Source organism: Streptomyces sp. ITFR-21 (assembly GCF_031844685.1).
Classification (GTDB): Bacteria; Actinomycetota; Actinomycetes; order Streptomycetales; family Streptomycetaceae; genus Actinacidiphila.
Window position 1 is genome coordinate 6,073,552 of sequence record NZ_CP134605.1, and the last position, 20,440, is coordinate 6,093,991.

Consider the following 20,440-nt stretch of genomic DNA (forward strand, 5'->3'; position numbering starts at 1 on the left):
CGGACCGCGGGGAAGGGCGGTCCACACCGTTGCGCGTCAGTCCCGGAAGCCCACCGGGTTCCCCGGTCGACGACATGGATGAGGCTGAGGTCCGTCGCTCCGGGATCCCCGGTCCACCGTCTACGGGAGATCCGAACGACCGACCCCAGCGCAGGACGCGAGTTCCGTAAGGGGCGCGCGCGAGTGGCGAAGGCAACTGCGCACGGCGTTGACGCCACGGCGGGTGACGTGGTGCCATGAACCCGCAATCCGACGCATTTCCGATTCAGCAGCCAGGGGAAGCCGGTCGAAGTCCGGCGCTGACCCGCAACCGTAGGCCCGCCGCCCGGCGGGCGAGCCGGACCGCCTGCGCTGAACGCGCAAGTCACGATCGCCGTCGAGGACTACGGCACGGACGACAGGACGGCCCGCGCCACCCGCCCGGCCGCCCCGACCTCCGCGGCCCGCCCTCCCCGCCGGCCGACCCGGGGGGCCACCCGTGCTTCGTCCCGCCCCGCGCCGCCGTCACCGACAGCCGCGCGCCGCCGCCCTGCTCACCGCCGCGGCTCTGGTCCTCGCCGGCCTCGCGGCGGGGCTGTTCCCGGTGGCGGCGCCGGCCCACGCGGACCCGATCGGCGCCTGTACGCCGACGACCGGGGCGATCGTCGCGGTGGACTTCGGCCACTGGGGCGGGCCCGTGCTGCGCGGCTGCGACGCGCACCCCACCACCGGGATGAACCTGCTGCACAACGCCGGGTTCACCACCACCGGCACCGTGCACGACGGCCCCGGCTTCGTCTGCCGGATCGGCGACGACGGCTTCGACGGCGGCACCCCGTACCCCACCACGGCCGACGAGGCGTGCGTACCGACCCCGTCGGCGGACGCCTACTGGTCCTTCTGGACAGCCCCCGCCGGCCAGGACACCTGGAGCCACAGCCCGCTCGGCGCGCAAGGCGACCAGCCGCGCGACGGCGAGGTCGAAGCCTGGACCTACGGCTCCACCGACGCCGGCGGCACCACCGGCGGCCCGGCCTTCACTCCCGGCTCGGTCCGCGCGCAGGGAACTCCCACCACGCCGCCCACCACGCCTGCCACCACCGGGCCGACGACCCCGCCCACCCCACCCGGCGGCGGACCGGCCGACGTGCCCGCGGCGGCGGCCCCGACCACCCCCGCGGACAGCGGCCCGCCGGAACCGGCCGCGACGACGCCCGACCTGGCCAAGGGCGTCGCCTACCTGATCAACCGCGGCAACCTGGTGGGCGGCCGCTACTACTCCGCCGCGGGGCAGCACACCGGCTTCGCCGACTTCGGCCTGACCGTCGACGGCCTCTTCGCCCTGGCCGCGACCGGCGGCGCGGACACCACCCTGGCCGCCGTCACCGACTTCCTCCAGCACGGCAAGGACGGCACCGGCCGTACCGCCGACGACTGGACCCTGATCGGGACCTCCTCCGCGCAGGGCGGCTCGCTGGCCAAGGAAGCGCTGGCGGCCGAGGTCACCGGCGGCGACCCGCGCTCCTTCGGCGGGCACGACCTCATCAGGGCGCTGGACGGCACGGTCTGCGCGGCGGCGGACACCGCCAAGGGATGCGCGGCCAAGGGCAACTACGCCTACGCGGGCTCGGTGTTCTCCCAGTCCCTCGGTGTCATAGCCCAACTGCGCGCCGCCGACTCCGCCGGGGCCGCAGGACCGCTCGCGTACCTGGAGAGCCTCCAGGACCCCGACGGCGCCTGGCCGAGCCTGATCCCCTCCGGCAAGGACCAGGACGTCGACAGCACCGCCATGGCGATGATGGCCCTCGACCTGGTGCCGGGCGACGCCGCCGCCCGCGCGGTGGCCAAGGGCGCGGCCTGGATCGCCGGCCGGCAGCTCGCCGACGGCGGCTTCCACGGCGCGGCCGGCGATTCCGTCACCTCCGCCGCCCTCGCCGTCCAGGGCCTCGGCCTGGACGCGGTGCGGTACCGGGACCGGATCGCCGCGGCACGCCGCTTCCTGGCGGAGCAGCAGAACCCCGACGGCGGCTTCCGCGTCGCCTCCGACAGCGACCAGACGCTGTCCGACGTCCGCGCCTCCGCCCAGGCCGTCGGCGGCAGCACCGGCACCTCCTTCGGCACGCTGCTGCGGGACCTCGCCGACCAGAAGGCCGCCGCCGCCGGATCCGCGTACCTGGTCGGTCGGCTCGCCGGCGGCGACCACCTGTCCAACGCCTACGGCCCGGACTACGGCCTGACCGCCGACCTCGCACTCGCGCTGGCCGCGACCGGCCGCCAGGACACCGCGCTGACGAAGGTGACCGGCTACCTCGCCGGACACACCGCCGACTACGCCGACCCGGCCGGCACCTCCGACTACCCCGGCCCGTACAGCGGCGCCACCGCCAAACTCGCCCTGCTCGCCGAGGTGATGGGCCAGGACCCGCACCGCTTCGGCGGCTTCGACCTGCTCGCGACCCTCACCGGCCACGTCTGCGCGACCGCCACCGACGACGGCGCCTGCACCGCGCCGGGCGACTTCAGCCAGGCGTACTCCACCGTCTCCCAGGCCCTGGGCGTCCTCGCCCTGGCACGGGCCGGCCAGACCCCGCCGCCCGCCGCCGTCGACCGGCTGCTCCATCTCCAGTGCGCCGACGGCGGCTTCTCCTCCACCCTCGCCGCCGCGGGCGCCGACTGCGCCTCGGACGTCGACACCACCGGCTACGCCCTCCAGGCCATCACCCTCGTCCCCGGCCACGCGGACGCCGTGGCCGCGGCCCGCGCCTATCTGGTCGGGGCCCAGCAGAAGAACGGCGGTTACCGGGGCGCGGCAGGCGTCAGCAGCAACTCCACCGCCCTGGCCGCCCAGGCCCTGCTGGCCACCGACCGGATCCGCCCCGCGGCGGCCCGCGGCGGACAGGAGTTCCTGCGCTCGGCGCAGAACAGGGACGGCGGCTTCCGGATCACCGACACGGCCGGCGCCTCCGACACCCGCTCCACCACCCAGGCCGTCCCGGCGCTGGCCGGCACCCCGCTGACGACCCTCACCCACGCACTCGCCCCCATCGCCCCGACCGGCAGCGGCGGCACCGGACCCTCCTCGGGCGGCTCGCCGGGCACCCCGCCGGGCGGTTCGGACTCCGGCGGCGGCTCGCTGGCCGCCACCGGCAGCGACGCGCTGACCGCGGCCGGTGGCGCCGTACTCCTGCTGGCCGCGGGCGGCGTGCTCACCGCGGCGCGGCGCCGCACCGGACAGGGCACCGGGAGGCACCAGTGACACGGCTCCTCCGGCTCACCGCCCGGCGCGCCGAACTCCCCCCGCCGGCCCGGTCCGCCGACCGGGCGGCCGGGCGGAGCAGGCGGTCGGCCGCCGGCCGCGCCGCCGCCGCGTCGGCCCTGCTGCTCGCCGCGGTGTGCGGCGGCCTCAGCACGGGCGCCGGCCGCGCCGCCGCCGCCCCGCAGCCGATGAGCGCGTGCACGACCACCTCCGGGGTCGTGCTCGCGGTGGACTTCAGCCACTGGGGCGGCCCGCTGCTGCGCTCCTGCGGCACCACGCCCACCACCGGCTACACCCTGCTCAACCAGGGCGGCTGGACCACCACCGGCACCCAGCACGACGGCCCGGCCTTCATCTGCCGCATCGGTTACGCCGGCTACCAGGGCGGCAGGCAGTACCCCGCGGCCAAGGACGAGCCCTGCGTGGTGACCCCGCCGACGACCGCGTACTGGTCGTACTGGCACGCGGACGCGGGGAAGAACACCTGGTCCTACAGCCAGCTCGGCGCCATGAGCTACCGCCCGAGGCCCGGCAGCGTGGACCTGTGGACCTTCGGCGCCACCGACGTCGCCGGCGGCCGGGGACGGCCGACCGTGTCCCCTGACACCGTCCGGGCCCGCAACACGGCCCCCGGCCCCGGCACCTCACCGCCGCTCAGGCACGGCGGGCCGAGCCCCCACAAGACGGCGGGCACGGCGCCGGGCACGCCCGCCCCCACCACGGCCCCGGGCGCCCCCGCCCCGGCGACGACGCCCCCCGCTCCCGCGACCCCCGCTCCCGCGACCACCGCTCCCGCGACCACCGCTCCGGCGACCACCGGGACACCGGCCGGCGCGGCCGCCACGACCGCGGCGCCGACATCGCCGGCCGCCGGGCCGACCGCCCAGGACGCCGAACCGGCCGCGGCCGCCGGCCACTCCTCGGGGTCGGTCCTCCCGTTCGCCGTCACCGCCGCCGTCCTCGCCGTCATCGCGGGACTGATCGTTCTGCGGGCCCGGCAGCGGCGACGTGCGGAGTAGGCCGGCGCCCACGGGTCCGCCCGGCACCGGCGGCGACACCCAGGGCGGCCCGCGCGGGCCCCGGCCGGGGCCCGCGCGCCGACCGCTCGGGAGCCCGGGGCGCGGGCTGCCGCGCACCCTGCACCCGGTCGCCTGGTGGATCTGGGGCATCGGCCTGGCCACCGCGGTCAGCCGCACCACCAACCCGCTGCTGCTCGCCCTGGTCCTGGCCGTCCTCGGCTACGTCGTCACCGAACGCCGCACCGACGCGCCCTGGGCCAAGGGCTTCACGTACTACCTGTGGCTCGCCCTGACCGTCGTCGCCGTCCGGGTCGTCTTCCGCTGCGTGTTCGCCTCCGGCATCACCCCCGCGGACCACATCCTGTTCTCCCTGCCGCGGATCCCCACCCCGCACTGGTACGCGGGGATCCGGCTCGGCGGCCCGGTCTCCCTGGAGGCGGCCCTGTCCGCCGCCGTCGACGGACTGCGGCTGGCCTGCCTGCTGTGCTGCGTCGGCGCCGCCAACACCCTCGCCAACCCCAAGCGGGCGCTGCGGGTGCTGCCCGGCGCGCTGTACGAACTCGGCGTCGCCGTCACCGTGTCCATGAGCGTCGCCCCCCAACTCGTCGAGAGCGTCCAGCGCGTCGCCCGCGCCCGGCGGCTGCGGGCGGACCGGGCCGCCGGGCCGCGGGCGGTACGGGCGCTGGGCGCTCCGCGGGCGCTGCGCAGCATCCTCGTCCCCGTCCTCGAAGACGCCCTGGAGCGCTCGCTCCACCTGGCCGCCGCCATGGACTCGCGCGGCTACGGCCGGGCGGGCACCGCCACCCGCGCCTCGCGCCGGACCACCGCGGCGCTGATGCTGGGCGGCATGCTCGGCCTGTGCACCGGCGTCTACGGACTGCTCGACGGCACCACCCCCCGCGCCCTCGGCCTGCCCGCCCTGCTCGGCGGATCGCTGCTGTGCTGCGCCGGGCTCGCCCTCGGCGGACGCCGGGTGCGGCGCACCAGCTACCGCCCCGACCCCTGGCGGGCCCCGGAGTGGGCGGTAGCGCTGTGCGGCGGCGTCACGGCCACCGTGTTCTTCCTGACCGCCGGCTACGACGCGGCCGACCTGAACCCCGGCCTGTATCCGCTGAGCTGGCCGTCCCTTCCGTGGCTGCCCGCCGCGGCGATCCTGCTGGCCGGCACGGCCGCCTTCGCCGCGCCGCCCCCGGTCCGTACCCCGGCACCCACCCCGGCACCCACCCCGGCACCCACCCCGGCACGCACGCCGGTCGCGCGGACGGCCGCGCCGCCGCGTGCCGCCGGGGCGGCCGGCGTGCGTGCCGGGGCCATCAGGGTCGCCGGGGCCGCCCGGGCAGCTGAGGTCACCGGGGCAGCTGAGACTGCCGGGGCTGCCGATGCCGCCGGGGCCGCCGACCAGCCCGGCGAGGTCCCGCCGTGATCCGACCCCGCCGGGCCGGCCTCCGCGGTGACGGCCCCGCCCCGGCCCGAGCCCGAGCCGGGCAGCCCGCCGACACCGGCCGGGCGTCCGGTCCGGCCGGCGCCGGCGCCGACCGCGGGACCCGGCGTGCCACCGCCGCCCGGATGCACGCCGCGGCCGTGGCCACCGTCGTGCTAGCCGCCTTCATCGGACTGGTCGCGTTCTTCTGGCCGTTCGTCGTCGCCCCCGGCCGCTTCGGTTCGTCCTACGCGCCCCCGCTGATCTTCGGCGTCCTGCTCGTCCTCGTCCTGGCCGTCGTCCTCGCCCAGATCGCCGACGGCGGCATCGACGCCAAGGCCCTGGCCATGCTCGGCGTCCTGTCCGCCGTCAACGCCGCCCTGCGCCCGCTCGGCGCCGGAACCGCCGGCATCGAGACCGTCTTCTTCGTCCTGGTGCTGGCCGGCCGCGTCTTCGGCCCCGGCTTCGGCTTCACCCTCGGCTGCACGTCCCTGTTCGCCTCCGGCCTGCTCACCGGCGGCGTCGGCCCCTGGATGCCGTACCAGATGTTCGGCTGCGCCTTCGTCGGCATGCTCGCCGGGCTGCTCCCGCGCGCCCGGGGCAAGGCCGAGATCCTGCTGCTGGCCGCCTACGGCTCCGCCTCCGGCTACCTCTTCGGCTTCCTGCTCAACCTCTCCTTCTGGCCCTTCTCCCTCGACCCGGGCAGCTCCATCGCCTACCTCCCCGGCCTCCCCTTCACCGAGCAGTGGCACCGCTACCTCGCCTTCGACGCCGCCACCTCCCTGGGCTGGGACACCGGCCGCGCCGTCACCAACTTCGCCGCCGTCCTCGTGGCCGGCCCCGCCGCCCTCACCACTTTCCGCCGCGCCGCCCGCCGCGCCAACTTCACCGCCCCCGTTGTCTTCACCCCCGCCGCCGGGCAGCCGGCGCAGCCCCGGAACAACCCCGACCCGCCGCGCTGAACCGGCCTCCGCGGCCACCCGCCTCCGCGCACCGCCGAGCCGGCTGCGGCGGGTGGCGGAGGTGGCGGGTTCGGCGCCGTTGCCCCCGGCCAACCGCCGGTGCCATGGTCTCATCAGCCCGCCCTCCGGCGGGCACCTGCGCCACCACAGCACGCCCAGCCCGCGAACGGTCCTATCCGATCGGCGACAAGGACGTCATCATGCGAAGCAGAATCCCCGGCCTCAGGGCCCTCGTGATCCCCGCAGCCATCGCTGCCGGCTTGTCCGGTCTGGCCACCGCCGGGCCGGCGCAGGCCGAGACCGCGGCGAACGCCGCCCCCTCGGTCTCGACGCGCGTGGCGGCGTACCAGACGGAACCGGGCGAGCCCGACGTGACCAGCCCGAACCTGTTGAGCGCAGGATCCTTCGAGCAGAGCATCGCCGGCTGGCAGCGGCTGGCCCCCTCCGGCGGGACCGTCAACTGGGCCGACTACAACACGGCGTTCGGCGCCCCGGCGCCGGCCTACGACGGCACCGGGTACCTGGCCGTCAACACCGACACCGCCGGCGGCTCCGTCTATCAGGATGTGCCGGCCTACGGCGCCGGCGGGGTGTACCAGGCTTCGGTGTGGCTCTCCTCGCAGTCCGGCTCCGCAAGCGGCGTCTTCTGCCTCTGGAGCCTGAGCAGCACCAATACCAGCCTCTGCAGCCCCTACAGCGTCGACTCCGCGACCGGCTACCAGAATTACGTGCTGATCTTCGGCGTGCCGCTGCAGGCGGGCACGCTGCGGTTCCAGGTCTACCCGACGGCGAACGGCGGGACCACCGACATGGACGCCGCGAGCCTCGTCCGGATCGCCTGACCCGTCGAGCGGCCGTGGTGCACCGCGCCACGGCCGCAGCCGCGCTCCGCAGCCGCGCTCCGCGGCCTCGCGGTGGCCGACCGGATCACCGGTGCCTCCGACTCCGTCGAACCGCTCGTCGAGCACGTCCGCATTTCCGTTCGCCTTTCCGTTGTCTTCCACCGAGCCGGCCGGCCGCCGCGCACCCCCGCACCGCCGTCCCGGGCGTCCGCGACTGCTCCGCCGGTCCCACCACCGGTCCGGCGCCGCCGCGTCTCCCGTGCGCCGACGGCAACAGCCGCCCACCGGGCCCCCGTTCGCGCGGGTTGTGGCACCGGCCGCTGGTTCTGCGCCGTCACCGGGGCCTTGCGGCAAGCCCCCCGCCGCGCTATAACGTGAAAGTGGCGAGGAGCGGATTCTCCTTGCCTCTGTCTTTTCGCCGCCCCGTCGAACCGACACCCTTCCCGCGAAGCGGTGGCGCGGTGGGACGCTTCGCCCTGGGGGCGAGCGCGCCCTGCGGCCCGGCCGGCCCTGCTCCCAGCGGGAACTCCTTGTCGCCGCGTGCCTCCAGCGGCTGCGGGTCTGGTCTTTCGCGTACCGGCGCGCCTTTGACACCATGGCTTGCCCGTACGTTCGAGCAGGCCGCCGAACACCATCGCACGGAGCCGGGAGACGCCGTTGCACGGATCCGAGTTCGCAACCGCCGGCGCGTCAGGCGGCGGTGACGGCTGATGGCCGTGTCGGCGGTGCTGGAAGCGGTGGCGGGGATCGCCACGCCGGGGGCCGTGGTGTGGCAGACACGGATCCAGGCCGCGGCGCGGCGCGGGCGCCTTCGGGACGCTTCGGCCGGCGGCCCGATGACATCGGTGGCACCGCCGGTCGGTGCGGTCCCGGAACTGGTGCGCGGCCGGGGCCAGGTGATGGGTCAACTGAAGCGGTGGCACCGCAGGCCGCCAAGCGCCGTGGTCGTACTCGCCGGCATGGGCGGTGCGGGGAAGCCGACCGTGGCGGCGGCGCTGGCCCGCCACACCGCGCGAAGGCGGAGGGTCTCACGCCCGCCGGGGCGTGTGTGGTGGATCTGGGCCGCCGACCGCCTCAGCCTTGCCGCGGGACTGGCTTCGGTGGCCCGGCAACTGGGCGCCGGACGCGTCGACCTGGAGGCGATCCCACCGGCGCCGCCGACGGCCCGGACCGCTTCTGGGAGCTTCTGGACAAGGCGCCGCCGGGCTGGCTGCTGGTCTTCGACAACGCCGACACCCTTGAGGTCCTGGCCGGCCCCCGCCGTGACGCCGACCAGAAGACGTGGGGATGGCACGCGCGGGTGGTGTACCTCAGACCCCTCGACCCGGCCGACGCCGCCCTCGTCCTGCGGGACCTCGCCCCCGGGGCGGGCGACGGGGCCAAGGCGCGCGCGCTCGCCCAGGACCTGGGCGGACTGCCGCTGGCACTCCACCTGGCCGGGATGTACCTGAGGTCCACCGTCGTCCGCCGGTCGACCTTCGCCGCCTACGGCGAGGCACTCGCCGGCGGCGGGCTGCACCTGCTCGACGAGCCGGGGGCACCGACCGGGCACTCGTGACGCGGACCTGGGAGATCTCGCTGGACGACCTGGTCCGGGACGGCATACCGCACGCGAGGACTGTGCTGCGCCTGCTGTCGTGCTACGCGGCCGACGCCGCGATCCCGCGGTACCTGCTCGACGACCACCGCCTCTCCGGGCTGCTGGCGCCATCACAGCCGTCGGAGTCGTCGGGCCGTACCGGCGGGCCACCCGGACCTCCTGCTGGACCACGCATTGCGGGGGCTGGAAAGGCTCGGCCTGATCGAGAGCCGGCCGGCCCGGAGCGGGCCGTCATACTCCACCCACTGGTGGTGGAGACGAACCGGATGTACCTGCGGGCGGGGACCGCGCGGCCCGCCGAACTCATGGTCGGCGCGCTGTCCGGTCTGCCCGTCGACTCGCACGCCGCCTGGCCGCGCTACCGGATGCTCGGCGTCCATCTGCACGCCCGGCTCGACACCGTGGCCGCCCACCTCGACCAGGACTGTCTGACGGCGCTCCGCGATCCGACGTGGATGACGGTTTGCGCCCTGGACGAGAGCGGAGCGTACGACGCCGCCGAACGCCTGTGCCGCGCCGCGCTGGCCCGCGTGCCCGGTCCGGACCACCGGGCCGGCCTCCGCCTGCGCCGCCAGCTCGCCTGGGAGCTCGCCGTGCAAGGCGAGTTCACGGGCGCCGAGGCGATGTTCGCCGAAGTGGCGGCGCGCCGCGCGCGACTACTGGGTGACGACCATCCGTCCGCCTGCTGGCCGAGCGCGGCGGCGCCGCCCTGCTGATCGGGGTCGGACTGAACCGGATGACCGCGCTGCACCACGCCGAGCAGCTGTCCGGCCGGCGGCTTCTCGTCCGGTGGGCACGGGACGCGGGCGGCCGGGTGTTGATGGTGAAGACAGGGTCGTGCTTCGAGGGGTTCCCACGGCTGGAGCCGGCGCTGCGGCCGCTGGTCCGCACCGCGCGGGTGGGGGAGTCCCGCTGGACGGCCTACCCGGTCGAGGAGGCGCTCTCGGCCGCGTGCGGGGCCATGTCCGCCGACCAGCCGGTGACCCACTGCGCCGACGAGGGCTGCCCGCGCTGCCGTGACTCGATAGCCGGCGGTCCGATCGGCCCCGCCCCGCTCCGCTGACCGGCCCGGTGCCGGGGGCGGCGCGTTCCCGGTCGGCGGTGGAATCCCTGCGGCGGTGTCCGGCCGGCCCGGTGCGGGATCGCGCTCGGCCCGGTGCGGCGCCGGGGAGGCGAAGGCGGTACGGTTTCGCGACGTTCACACCCCGGACACGGGTGACGCCCTGCGCGGACGCCGTTGTGTGCGATGGTGTGGACCGGACCGCCGGGCGCACCCGAAAGCGCGCCTACGCACGCGTGGTCCCGGTCGGTACGGCACCACGTCCGAAATGGCTTGAGCACCGGCGAGGAACCGATGAACCCGAGGGACGCCGACCGCCTCGAACAGGCGGCCACCACCAACGACGCCGACACCGCCGGCGGGATCAAACCGATGCTGGACGCGCCGCAGACGGCCGCCGCCGCGGCGACGATGTGGGCCTTCGTCGTCGGCCCACCGCTCGGCCTGATCGCCGCGGTGCCGTTCGTGTGGGGATGGGGCCTGTCCGCGTTGGACGTCGGCATGGCGGTGACCGCCTACCTCGTGTCCGGCTTCGGCCTCACGGTCGGCTACCACCGTCTCTTCACGCACCGCTCGTTCAAGGCGCGGCGGGGCCTGCGGATCGCGCTGGCCGTCGCGGGTTCGCTGGGCGTCGAGGGCTCCCCGGTCCAGTGGGTGGCCAACCACCGCCGGCACCACGCCTTCGCCGACCGCGAGGGCGACCCGCACTCGCCCTGGCGCTACGGGACCGACACCCGCGCGCTGCTCAAGGGGCTGCTGCACGCGCACGTGGGGTGGATGCTGAAGCGCGAGCTGAGCAACCGCGCCAGGTTCGCGCCCGACATCGCCGCCGATCCCGACCTGCGGCTCGTCGGCCGGCTCTTCGGGCCGCTGACGGCCGTCTCGCTGCTGTTCCCGGCGCTGGCCGGCGGCCTCGTCACCGGCAGTTGGGCCGGGGCGCTGACCGGGTTCTTCTGGGCCGGTGTGATCCGGATGGCGCTGCTGCACCACGTCACCTGGTCGGTGAACTCGGTCTGCCACGTCGCCGGCCGGCGCCCGTTCGCCAGCCGCGACAAGGCCACCAACTTCTGGCCGCTCGCGCTGCTGTCCTTCGGCGAGAGCTGGCACAACTCGCACCACGCCGACCCCACGGGCGCGCGCCACGGCGTGCTGCCGGGCCAGTTGGACCCGGCCGCCCGCCTCATCTGGGTGTTCGAGAGGCTGCGCTGGGTCCACGACGTGCGCTGGCCGAGTGCGGAGCGGCTCGTCGCCCGAGCGCTGCCCGAACCGGCCGCGTCGCAGGAGTCCGCCGCCTGACATGCCGGCCGGCGGCGGACCGCCGCGGGTCCCGCCGGCCGGCGGCGGCCTCAGCAGGCGCCGTTGTCGGCCCAGACCGCCCAGGACGCGGGATCGCCGGGTACGGCGCCGGTCGAGTAGTAGCTGGCGGTGTACCGGTGGCCTCCGTACGCCGCGGTGTCGCCCGGGACGTAGGACGTGGCGGCGTTCCAGGGGGCGGGGCAGCCCGTACCGCCCCCGCCGCCGGCGGTCGTCGCGGGGACGGCCGCCGAGGGCGCGCCGACCGTACCGGCGGAGTCGGCTGCGGCCACCGTGTAGCTGTAGGCGGTGCCCGCGGCGAGGCCGGTGTCGGTCAGCGAGGTGGCCGCGGTGGAGCCGACACGGGCGCCGCCCCGGTAGACGACGTACGACGCCGCGCCGCTGACGCCCGACCAGGACAGCGAGACCGAGGTCTGCGTGGTGCCGGTGGCCCGCAGACCGGTGGGCGCGGGCAGCGGCGGGGGTGTGCCGCCCGATCCGGTGAACTGCCAGCTGATACCGGTGACGACGCCGACGGTGAGCGGGGCGAACTCGGCGAAGGCCGGCTGGCTCAGGTCGATGTGGGTCGCGTCGCAGACGGGGCACTTGTCCACCACCGGCAGGGTGAGGGTCCTGCCGTTGTAGGTGACCTGGACAAAGGTCCCCTTGCACAGGTCGTCGTTGTTGGGGTTGGCGGCCGTCCACCACTGGTGGGACACCGCGACGAGATACTGCGTGGACGCGTCAATAGGGGTTCCGCACGCCCCGTAGCCGACGTCGTTGTAGTAGGTCATCTCGCCGGCCATGGGCCGGCCGATCGGAACGGCCGCGGCAGTCGGTCCGCCGGCGAGCAGGACGAGCGCCGACGCGCCCGCCGCACCGCCGATCCAGCGCCCGACACGTCGTGGGATGCGCACGGTGCCCCTCCTGTACGACAGCGCAGCGGGAATAACTGAGCAGGACGGTGCTGAGCAGGGCATGCGAAAATGACGGTACACGAACAAGTCTGCGTGAGTGAGGGGCGCGCGGGCCGTTCCCGGTCGATGGCCGGGAAGGCCCGGCCGGCGGTAGCCCGACGGGGGCGACGGAGGGGGCCGCGCGATGGTGCTCTGGAACGGCGTCAACTTCACCGCGGACGGCCGGGAGCCGGCCACGGCGGACGAGTTCTACCAGATCGGCCTGCGCTGCTGGAAGAGCTCGCAGTACCGCCCGGCGGCGCCGTTCTTCCTGGAGCACGCCGCGGTCGCCGGCCACGCCCTGGCGGCGGAGTTCCTCGGGCATGTGTGCTTCCTGCAGGGGGACCACGCCAAGGCCGTACCGTGGTTGCGGCGGAGCACCGCCTCGCCCAGGGCCGGGTACTACCTGGGATGCCTCTGCCAGCGGGGCTTCCCGGAGGCCGGCATCGCGCAGTCCTTCGACGCCGCAGCCCAGTGGTACCGGCACGCCGTCTCGCTCGGCGAACCGGAGGCGATGCTGGCGCTGGGCGACCTGTACCTGGAACGGCTGCTGCCGGTCAGCCGCGCCCCGATGGCGCACGCGCTGGAGTACTTCCTGCTGGCCGCCGGGCAGGGGCACTCCTACGGGGCAGTTCCGGGCCGCCGAGGTGTACCGGACGCTGTACGAGGACCTCGACCGTGCCGCGCTGTACTACGAGCAGTGCCTGGCCAACCCCGGCCGGCACAGCCACGCGCTGAACACCTTGATGACCCTGGAGAGCGAGGCGGCCCTCAGCCGGATCAGATGGACCCTGGCCCAGCGGAACCTGCACCTGCGGCGCGACACGGCCAACCCCCCGCCGCCGCACAACCCCGCCTACCAGGACCGGCCGCCGGCGCCGCCGTCAGCTGAGGGTCGGCTCGCGGAGGAGCTCCGACCGGTGGATCCTGATGACCCTGCACGCGGGCCCGACCCGGCTGATCCGCATGCCCGGGTCGCTGGCGACCCAGAGGGCCACCGTCCGGGTGGACGCCCCGTAGTGGTCGGCGAACTCCTGGAGCGTCAGCCACTCGGGCCGCGCCGCATCCTGCGGGTCCTGGAGATCCTGGCCCTGTTCCTCCACCAGCGTCCTTTCTGTGTCGGACCGGGTGACGGGACGGACCCGCTGGGGCCGGTGGGCAGCACGGGACGCCGTGTCCCGTGGACGACGGGCCCATGGGTGACGGGCCGGGGGACGAGGATCCGGGCAGACGGGTCCGGCCGCGCTCCGGCCGCACCGGCCGGCACCGGACGCGCCGCCGGCGTGCCACCGCCTGCGCCGCGGCGCGCTCAGAGCGCCGCGATGACCTCGGCCGACCCCATGGGCAGCGAGAACATCGGGTAGTCGTAGGTAATCGCGTTGTCGTGCTCCTCCTGGGAGGTGGCGGCGACGCAGTCCGGCACGGTGATGACGCGGAAGCCGTTCTCGTACCCCGTGCGCATCGTCGACTCCACGCAGCAGTTGGTGAGGAAGCCGCTGAGGACGATCGTGTCGATCCCTTTGCTCCGCAGGATGAAGTCGAGGTTCGTGCTCGCGAACGTGTCGAGGCCGCGCTTGCCCTCGATCACGATGTCGCCCTCGGCCGGGGCGAGTTCGTCCACGATCGCCGCACCCCAGGTGTTCTTGACGAAGGCCGAGCCCTCCACGACCCCCTTGAGGATGCCGTACGGGTGCCGTGTCAGTTCGCCGTAGCCGGGGGCGAAGGTGATGGGCGCGTGCATGACGGTGACGCCGGCAGCGCGGGCGGCGTCGGCCAGGGCCACGGTGTTCGCGAGCATTCCGGTCTTCGCCATCACCCCGGCCACGGCGCCGTGGAGCACTCCGCCCTCGCTGGCGAACTCGTTCTGGTACTCGATCAGGACGAGTGCGGTCTTCGCCGGATCGAGGCGGAAAGTCTCGGACATGGCGGCTCCTCGGTGAGCTGGGACACATCAACGGCATTGAACAGTCTGCCCGACAGGGGAGTCAATCGGCCGCCCGGAAACGGCAACACGCATGGTGACCACCGTGTCCGCGCGGGACAAACGGCAGGCGCGGACCGGTGGCGGGAACCCGCCGGGCGCGGATCAGTACGAAGCTGGGTTGCGGGGCCGGATTTCCGGACGCGACGGACGGCATAGGCGAGGGACCGGGTCCGGCGGCCGATAGCGCGAATGCGGGTGGCACGCACCACGCGATAACAGGGCACGGTCCCAGGACAGAACCCACCACCCCCCGGAGTGCACGCCGCTTTCGCTTTCCCGTTCACGATCCGGACACCCGGCCCGCCGAAACGCGGGGGAGAAGGCAACATCAAACTGCCGGTCGCCCGGGTCGCGCGCGCCGTTAGGCCGCTGCGCCGGTCGGCGCGAAGCGGCACACGTGAAGTGAACTCTGTGTCGCTGTCATCTGTCGCTGTCGGAAAGGCACAGGTCAGGGGCGCAGAAGAGAAAAAGTCGCGACGGGCGGCGACTTTGGCCGGTCAGGGTTCCGGGAGTGGTCGCGGGCGCGGTCGGCGGCAGCCGGCGGGACCGGCGCGTGCATCACATCTGGCCATGATCGCCACGGACGTCCCCGCTTCTCCGTGAAACTCCGCTGACCAGCACCGATACGGCCGGGAAAGCACATCGCGGCTGCTCGCAGCCCCGGCCCCGGCGACCTGGCGTATTCCCTGCGCCCCCAGAGGTCGCCTTCCTGAACTCGGGTAACATCCGCTTTCCCTCCCTTCCTGACCAGGTCACATGCCTCGGCTGGGGCTTTGGTGCATGATCGGGAAGGTTTGTGGCGGCTTTGTGACGCGGTTGCGACAGGGATTTACAGCGGGCCGCATCTGGCTTAGAGTCGCGGCCGGTGAGAGGTAGCTGGACCTATGTCGGCAGTCAGTGGCCTGTGCTTTCACCAGGCGTGGCTGTCCCGACGCAAGGCCAAACCGGCCGATAGAGAATCAGAGGCGTTGAAGGTGTACCTGCACGGGGAACGTCGGCCGCTCTGTTGCCGGATGCTCGCATGCCAAGAGTGTCCGTAGGACACTGTCCGGCGATGCGCAATTCATGAGGGACAACAGCCGCTCGGGTAACCGTCACGCGATTCCTGTCGTCTGCGCGTAAGATCCCTCTCATTATTCTGCTGTCCTGCTCGCCCATGTTCGCTGCCTTGCCGCGGTAAATGCGCGGCGGGCGGTCAGCTATGGTCGCTGCCTGTTGTGTCGGTCGGATCAGCGGTAAACCCTTACTGGCGATGCACTCGAAAAAAATGAATTCGAGGGGTGATGATGGCGAAATTCGTGGTGCCCGGCGACCTTGACTTAACCCTGTCGGACATGCTGCGCGCGGCCACGCTCGCCAGCCCGACCGGACCGCCGTCTCGTGCGGCACGGAGCGTCTGACCTTCCGCCAGCTCGACGAGCGCAGCACGGACATAGCCGACCACCTGCGGCGACTCGGGGTGCTGCCCGATGAGCCGGTCGGCATCTTCATGGAGCCGTCCGTCGATCTCATGACCGGGGTCTGGGGCGTCCTGCACGCGGGTGCCGCCTATCTGCCGCTGTCGCCCGAGTACCCGGAAGACCGCGTGCGCTACATGGTGCTGGACTCGCACGCCGCGGTCATCCTGGCCGACGAGGCCCTGGTGCCCCGGCTGGCCGCGATGACGCCACCGGAAACGCGCATCGTCACGCTCGCCCAGGCGCGCGCCCACCGGGCGGACACCCGCGGGGGACGGGCCCGCCGGGATACCGGGCAGGACGAGCGGCGCGGGCGGGCCGCCGACGGCGCACCGGCCCACGCCCGGTCGGACAGCCTCGCGTACGTCATCTACACCTCCGGGAGCACGGGCAACCCGAAGGGCATCGGCATCGAGCACCGCAGCATCGTCAACCAGATGCGCTGGCTGGCCGACGCGCAGGGGCTGGACCGGCGCCGGACGGTGCTGCAGAAGACACCGCTCAGTTTCGACGCCGCCCAGTGGGAGGTCCTCGCGCCGGCCGTCGGCAGCGGCGTCGTGATGAGCGAGCCGGGTGCCTACGGCGACCCCGGCCGGATCGTCGAACTGGTCGTGGCACACGAGGTGACCACCCTTCAGGGCGTGCCCACCTTGCTCCAAGCCCTCGTCGACACCGGCGAGTTGTCCCGCTGCACCTCGCTCACCCAGCTGTTCAGCGGTGGTGAGGCGCTCACCAGGAGCCTGGCGGTCGAGCTGCTGGCGGCCCTGCCCGGCTGCGAACTGGTCAACCTGTACGGCCCGAGCGAGTGCACGATCAACGCCTCGGCCCACCCGGTCGACCGGGACACCGTCGGGCAGGGACCGGACATCGTCCCGATCGGACGCCCGGTGCGGGAGACGAGCCTGCACATCCTCGACGCCGCCCTGCGGCCGGTCGCACCCGGCGAGTCCGGCGAGCTCCACATCGCCGGCCGCCAGGTCGCCCGCGGCTATCTGCACCGCCCCGACCTGACCGCCGAACGGTTCGTCGCCAACCCGTTCTCCACCGATCCCGGGCACGCCCGCCTCTACCGCACCGGCGACCTGGCCCGCTGGAACGAGGACGGCACCGCGCAGTTCCTCGGCCGTACCGACAGCCAGGTCAAGCTGCGCGGCTTCCGGGTCGAGCTGGACGAGATCAAGGTGGCCATCGAGGCCCGCGACTGGGTCAAGCGCGCCGCCGTCCTGGTCCGGGACGACCCGAGAACCGGCGCCAACCTGATCGCCTTCGTCGAACTCGATCCGAACGAGGCCGCGCTGATGGACCAGGGCAACCACGGCGCCCACCATCAGTCGAAGCAGAGCAAACTGCAACTACGGGCACAGCTGGCCAACCTGGGAGTGCGCGAGGAGGCCGGGCTGCCGGCCGTCGACCTGCCGGGACGGTCGCCGACCGCCGAGCAGCGGAGCACGGTGTTCGCCCGCAAGACGTACCGGTTCTTCGAGGGCGGCGAGGTCACCCGGGACGACATCCTGCGCCTGCTCGCCCAGCCCACCGGGCAACCGGCCGCGCCCCGCCGCCCGCAGACCCTGACCCGGGCCGAGCTCGGCTCACTGCTCCGCTACTTCGGCCAGTTTCCCAGCGCCGAGCGGCTGTTGCCCAAGTACGGTTACGCCTCGCCCGGTTCGCTGTACAGCACCCAGCTGTACCTGGAGCTGTCCGGTGTCGCGGACCTCGACCCCGGCTACTACTACTACCACCCGATCGGCCACCGGCTCACGCTGATCAGCCCCGCCCCGGCCGGCGCGCCCAGGCTCCGCATCCACTTCGTCGGGCGCAGGTCGGCCATCGAGCCGGTCTACCGCAACAACATCCGCGAGGTGCTGCAGTTCGAGGCCGGGCACATGGTCGGCCTGTTCGACGCGGTGCTGCCCCGGTACGGGCTGCGGATCGGCGCCCCCGTCCCGGCACCGGCGGCCAAGGACGCCCTGCGCTGCCCGGACGAGGACTACTACCTGGCCGCGTACGAGGTGGAGACCTCCGCCGCCCCGGCCCGGCCGGACCCGGTCGAGACGTACGTGCAGGCCCACCCGGGCCGGATCGCCGACCTGCCCGGCGGCCAGTACCGCTATACCGGCGCCGACCTGGTGCGCGTCTCCGACGAGCTGGTCCGCAAGCGGCACGTCATCGCCATCAACCAGGAGGTCTACCAGCGGGCGAGCTTCGGGATCAGCCTGATCGGCGGCGCGGCCGACCCGTGGCAGCGCTACACCGACCTCGGCCGGGAACTGCAACGCCTCCAGATGAACGACATCGGCCTCGGGCTGATGTCCTCCGGCTACAGCTCGGAGACCGGCAACGACCTGCCGTCGGCCCGGCGCATCGCGGAGATCGCCGCCCTCGGCCCCGGCACCGCCTCCTACTTCGCCGTCGGCGGCCGGACCAGCGCGGACCAGCGACTGAGCGAGGGCATGAAGGAGGACTCCGTCCACATGCGCGGCCCGGCCGAGATGATCAAGGACGACCTCGCCGACGGCCTGCCGCGCTACATGCTGCCCAACCGGATCGCCGTACTGGACTCCTTCCCGCTCACCCCCAACGGCAAGATCGACCACCAGGCGTTGCGGGCGATGGACGAGGCCACCGTGGACGACACCGAAACACCGGTCGTCGCGCCGCGCACGCCCACCGAGGAAGCGATCGCCGCGCTGTGGCAGAAGGCGCTGCGGCGGCCGACGGTCTCCACCCAGGAGGACTTCTTCGCCGTCGGCGGCCACTCGCTGACCGCGGTCAACCTGGTCAGCCGGATCAACCGGGAACTCGGCAGCTCCCTGCCGCTCCAGGTGCTGTTCGAGTCGCCGACCATCGCCGGGCTGGCCCGGCGCGTGGACCGCGAACCCACGACCGCGCTGTCCCGGCTGGTGCGGCTGCGCGGCGACGGCGGCGGCCGGCCGAGCTTCTGCTGGCCGGGGCTGGGCGGCTACCCGATGAGCCTGCGGCTGCTGGCCAGCAGGCTGCACCTGGAGCGGCCGTTCTTCGGCGTCCAGGCGCACGGCATCAACGCGGGCGAGGTGGCGTACCCGACCTTCGACGAGATGGTCGCCAGGGACATCGACATCATCAGACGGGTCCAGCCGGCCGGCCCCTACGTGCTGTGGGGGTATTCCTTCGGCGCCCGGGTCGCCTTCGAGGCGGCCTACCAACTGGAGCGCGCCGGCGAACAGGTCGAGGAAGTGGTCCTGATCGCGCCGGGCAAACCGCGGGTGGAGGTCCGCGAGGCCGGGCGGGCCGGCGCGGCGGTCAGTTTCGCCGACACCACCTTCGTGTCGATCCTGTACTCGGTGTTCGCCGGAAACCTCGCCCAGGAGGCGGTCGACGCCTGCCTGGAAGCCACCCACGACGAGGACTCCTTCGTCGACTTCGTCTGCGGCCGGTTCGAGCACCTGGACCGTGAACTGGTCCGCAGGATCGTCGGCGTGGTGTGGCGGACGTTCCTGTTCGAGTACGCGCCCGGCGAACTGGCCGAACGCAGCATCAAGGCACCGATCACCGTGTTCCGGGCCGCGGGGGACCAGGACTCCTTCCTCGACTCCGGCCACGCGCTGTCCCGTACGCCGCCCACGACCACCCGGCTCGCGGCCGACCACTACGGTCTGCTGCGCGCGTCCGGAATAGACGAACTCGTCACCGCCATCCAGTCCGCACGGCTCACCAGAAAGGCCACCGAAGTGCCGCACGTCAACATCAAGCATTTCCCGAGCGACCTCGACGCCGCCCAGATCTCCACCCTGGTCGACGCGATCACCAGCGCGGTCCGTACCGCCTTCTCCGTCGACGACGGGGCCGTGTCGATAGCCCTCGAACCGGTGGCCCAGGAGGTCTGGAATGAGCGGGTGTACATCCCGGAGATCGTCAAGGGCACCGGGAACCTGGTCAAGGTCCCCAACTACTGAGCCGGCCCACCGCATCCGACGGGGCCACCGGTCGACCACGCCGCCACAGAAGGAGGACCGCATGCGCAGGACGATCGCCAGGGCGAAGGAGGATCTCGCCATGATCGTCGCGCGAGACCCGTCCATCGGCAATCGCGCGGAGGCACTGCTGCACCCGGCGCTGCCGGCGCTGTGGACCCACCGGCTGGCCCACGGCCTGCACACCCGTGGCCACCGCCGGATCGCGCGGCTCCTGGCCTACCTGGCGCGCGCCGCGACCGGCGGCATCGAGATCCATCCGGGCGCGAGCCTGGGCCGCCGCGTGTTCATCGACCACGGGGCCGCGGTGGTGATCGGGGAGACCGCCGAGATCGGCGACGACGTCACGATCTTCCACCAGGTCACGCTCGGGGCGGTCGGCTGGTGGCGGGACAACCGGCGCGAGCCCGCCGCCCGCCGGCACCCCAGGGTCGGCGACCGGGTGGTGATCGGCACCAACGCGATCGTGCTCGGCCCGGTCACCGTCGGCGACGACGCGCTGGTCGGCGCCGGTTCGCTGGTCGTCACCGATGTCCCGGCCGGCGCCCGGGTGCTGGCCCCCGTCGCCGAGATCGTGCCGCGGCCGGCCCCCGAGGACCGCGTGGAGCCGGCGCCATCGCTCCGCGCCCTGGCCACCTTCGGGTGCTGGTAACGACCGCCCC

General features: G+C 73.9%; 15 protein-coding genes. 12 read left to right on the top strand and 3 right to left on the bottom strand.

Annotation, left to right across the window (positions count from 1 at the left end; all coding sequences use genetic code 11):
- Positions 1–478: 478 nt before the first annotated feature.
- From RLT57_RS27105 to RLT57_RS27145, 9 genes are all read left to right on the top strand, one after another.
- A complete protein-coding gene (locus tag RLT57_RS27105; RefSeq protein WP_311299867.1) occupies positions 479–3,235 on the top strand; it encodes a prenyltransferase/squalene oxidase repeat-containing protein in 2,757 nt (918 codons plus the stop codon).
- Complete coding sequence (locus RLT57_RS27110; protein ID WP_311299868.1) at positions 3,232–4,254, top strand: hypothetical protein; 1,023 nt, start codon at positions 3,232–3,234, stop codon at positions 4,252–4,254. The genes RLT57_RS27105 and RLT57_RS27110 overlap by 4 nt, the downstream gene beginning before the upstream one ends.
- A 106-nt stretch (positions 4,255–4,360) precedes the next feature.
- The gene (locus tag RLT57_RS27115; protein ID WP_311300885.1) at positions 4,361–5,677 is read left to right on the top strand and encodes a CbiQ family ECF transporter T component; all 1,317 of its coding nucleotides are present in this window, start codon (positions 4,361–4,363) and stop codon (positions 5,675–5,677) included.
- A 143-nt stretch (positions 5,678–5,820) separates the two neighbouring features.
- Positions 5,821–6,636 carry an ECF transporter S component gene (locus RLT57_RS27120; protein WP_311300886.1) on the top strand — a complete coding sequence of 272 codons (816 nt, stop codon included), beginning with the start codon at positions 5,821–5,823 and terminating at the stop codon, positions 6,634–6,636.
- 200 nt (positions 6,637–6,836) lie between these two features.
- Entirely contained in the window at positions 6,837–7,478 is a 642-nt protein-coding gene (locus RLT57_RS27125; protein WP_311299869.1) for a hypothetical protein, read from the top strand.
- A 1,048-nt stretch (positions 7,479–8,526) separates the two neighbouring features.
- Complete coding sequence (locus RLT57_RS27130) at positions 8,527–9,036, top strand: hypothetical protein (protein ID WP_311299870.1); 510 nt, start codon at positions 8,527–8,529, stop codon at positions 9,034–9,036.
- On the top strand, positions 9,033–9,794 hold the full coding sequence (locus RLT57_RS27135; RefSeq protein WP_311299871.1) for a tetratricopeptide repeat protein: 762 nt from the start codon (positions 9,033–9,035) through the stop codon (positions 9,792–9,794). Before RLT57_RS27130 ends, RLT57_RS27135 begins: the two co-directional genes overlap by 4 nt.
- Positions 9,795–9,814: 20 nt before the next feature.
- Positions 9,815–10,141, top strand: a complete 327-nt coding sequence (locus RLT57_RS27140; protein ID WP_311299872.1) for a hypothetical protein — start codon at positions 9,815–9,817, stop codon at positions 10,139–10,141.
- A gap of 291 nt (positions 10,142–10,432) precedes the next feature.
- Entirely contained in the window at positions 10,433–11,434 is a 1,002-nt protein-coding gene (locus tag RLT57_RS27145) for an acyl-CoA desaturase (RefSeq protein WP_311299873.1), read from the top strand.
- 50 nt (positions 11,435–11,484) lie between these two features.
- Here RLT57_RS27145 and RLT57_RS27150 read toward each other — a convergent pair whose 3' ends face one another.
- Entirely contained in the window at positions 11,485–12,348 is an 864-nt protein-coding gene (locus tag RLT57_RS27150) for a cysteine/serine endopeptidase inhibitor (protein WP_311299874.1), read from the bottom strand.
- A 184-nt stretch (positions 12,349–12,532) separates the two neighbouring features.
- Here RLT57_RS27150 and RLT57_RS27155 point away from each other — a divergent pair, with 184 nt between their 5' ends.
- A complete protein-coding gene (locus tag RLT57_RS27155; protein ID WP_311299875.1) occupies positions 12,533–13,279 on the top strand; it encodes a tetratricopeptide repeat protein in 747 nt (248 codons plus the stop codon).
- Here the strand turns inward: RLT57_RS27155 and RLT57_RS27160 are convergent.
- Complete coding sequence (locus RLT57_RS27160; RefSeq protein ID WP_311299876.1) at positions 13,272–13,490, bottom strand: hypothetical protein; 219 nt, start codon at positions 13,488–13,490, stop codon at positions 13,272–13,274. The genes RLT57_RS27155 and RLT57_RS27160 overlap by 8 nt on opposite strands.
- Before the next feature lie 206 nt (positions 13,491–13,696).
- Complete coding sequence (locus tag RLT57_RS27165) at positions 13,697–14,311, bottom strand: cysteine hydrolase (RefSeq protein WP_311299877.1); 615 nt, start codon at positions 14,309–14,311, stop codon at positions 13,697–13,699.
- A gap of 1,456 nt (positions 14,312–15,767) precedes the next feature.
- Between RLT57_RS27165 and RLT57_RS33555 the strand changes: the two genes are divergently transcribed.
- Positions 15,768–19,760: an amino acid adenylation domain-containing protein gene (locus RLT57_RS33555; RefSeq protein WP_399129954.1), complete on the top strand. Its 3,993-nt coding sequence runs from the start codon at positions 15,768–15,770 to the stop codon at positions 19,758–19,760.
- Positions 19,761–19,821: 61 nt separating this feature from the next.
- On the top strand, positions 19,822–20,430 hold the full coding sequence (gene epsC, locus RLT57_RS27180) for a serine O-acetyltransferase EpsC (RefSeq protein WP_311299878.1): 609 nt from the start codon (positions 19,822–19,824) through the stop codon (positions 20,428–20,430).
- Positions 20,431–20,440: the final 10 nt, after the last annotated feature.

Coding starts and splice junctions, on each gene's coding strand:
- RLT57_RS27120 (WP_311300886.1), top strand. CDS start 5,821: ATGCACGCCGCGGCCGTGGCCACCGTCGTGCTAGCCGCCTTCATCGGA.
- RLT57_RS27125 (WP_311299869.1), top strand. CDS start 6,837: ATGCGAAGCAGAATCCCCGGCCTCAGGGCCCTCGTGATCCCCGCAGCC.
- RLT57_RS27140 (WP_311299872.1), top strand. CDS start 9,815: ATGACCGCGCTGCACCACGCCGAGCAGCTGTCCGGCCGGCGGCTTCTC.
- RLT57_RS27145 (WP_311299873.1), top strand. CDS start 10,433: ATGAACCCGAGGGACGCCGACCGCCTCGAACAGGCGGCCACCACCAAC.
- RLT57_RS27155 (WP_311299875.1), top strand. CDS start 12,533: ATGGTGCTCTGGAACGGCGTCAACTTCACCGCGGACGGCCGGGAGCCG.
- RLT57_RS27165 (WP_311299877.1), bottom strand. CDS start 14,311: ATGTCCGAGACTTTCCGCCTCGATCCGGCGAAGACCGCACTCGTCCTG.
- epsC (WP_311299878.1), top strand. CDS start 19,822: ATGCGCAGGACGATCGCCAGGGCGAAGGAGGATCTCGCCATGATCGTC.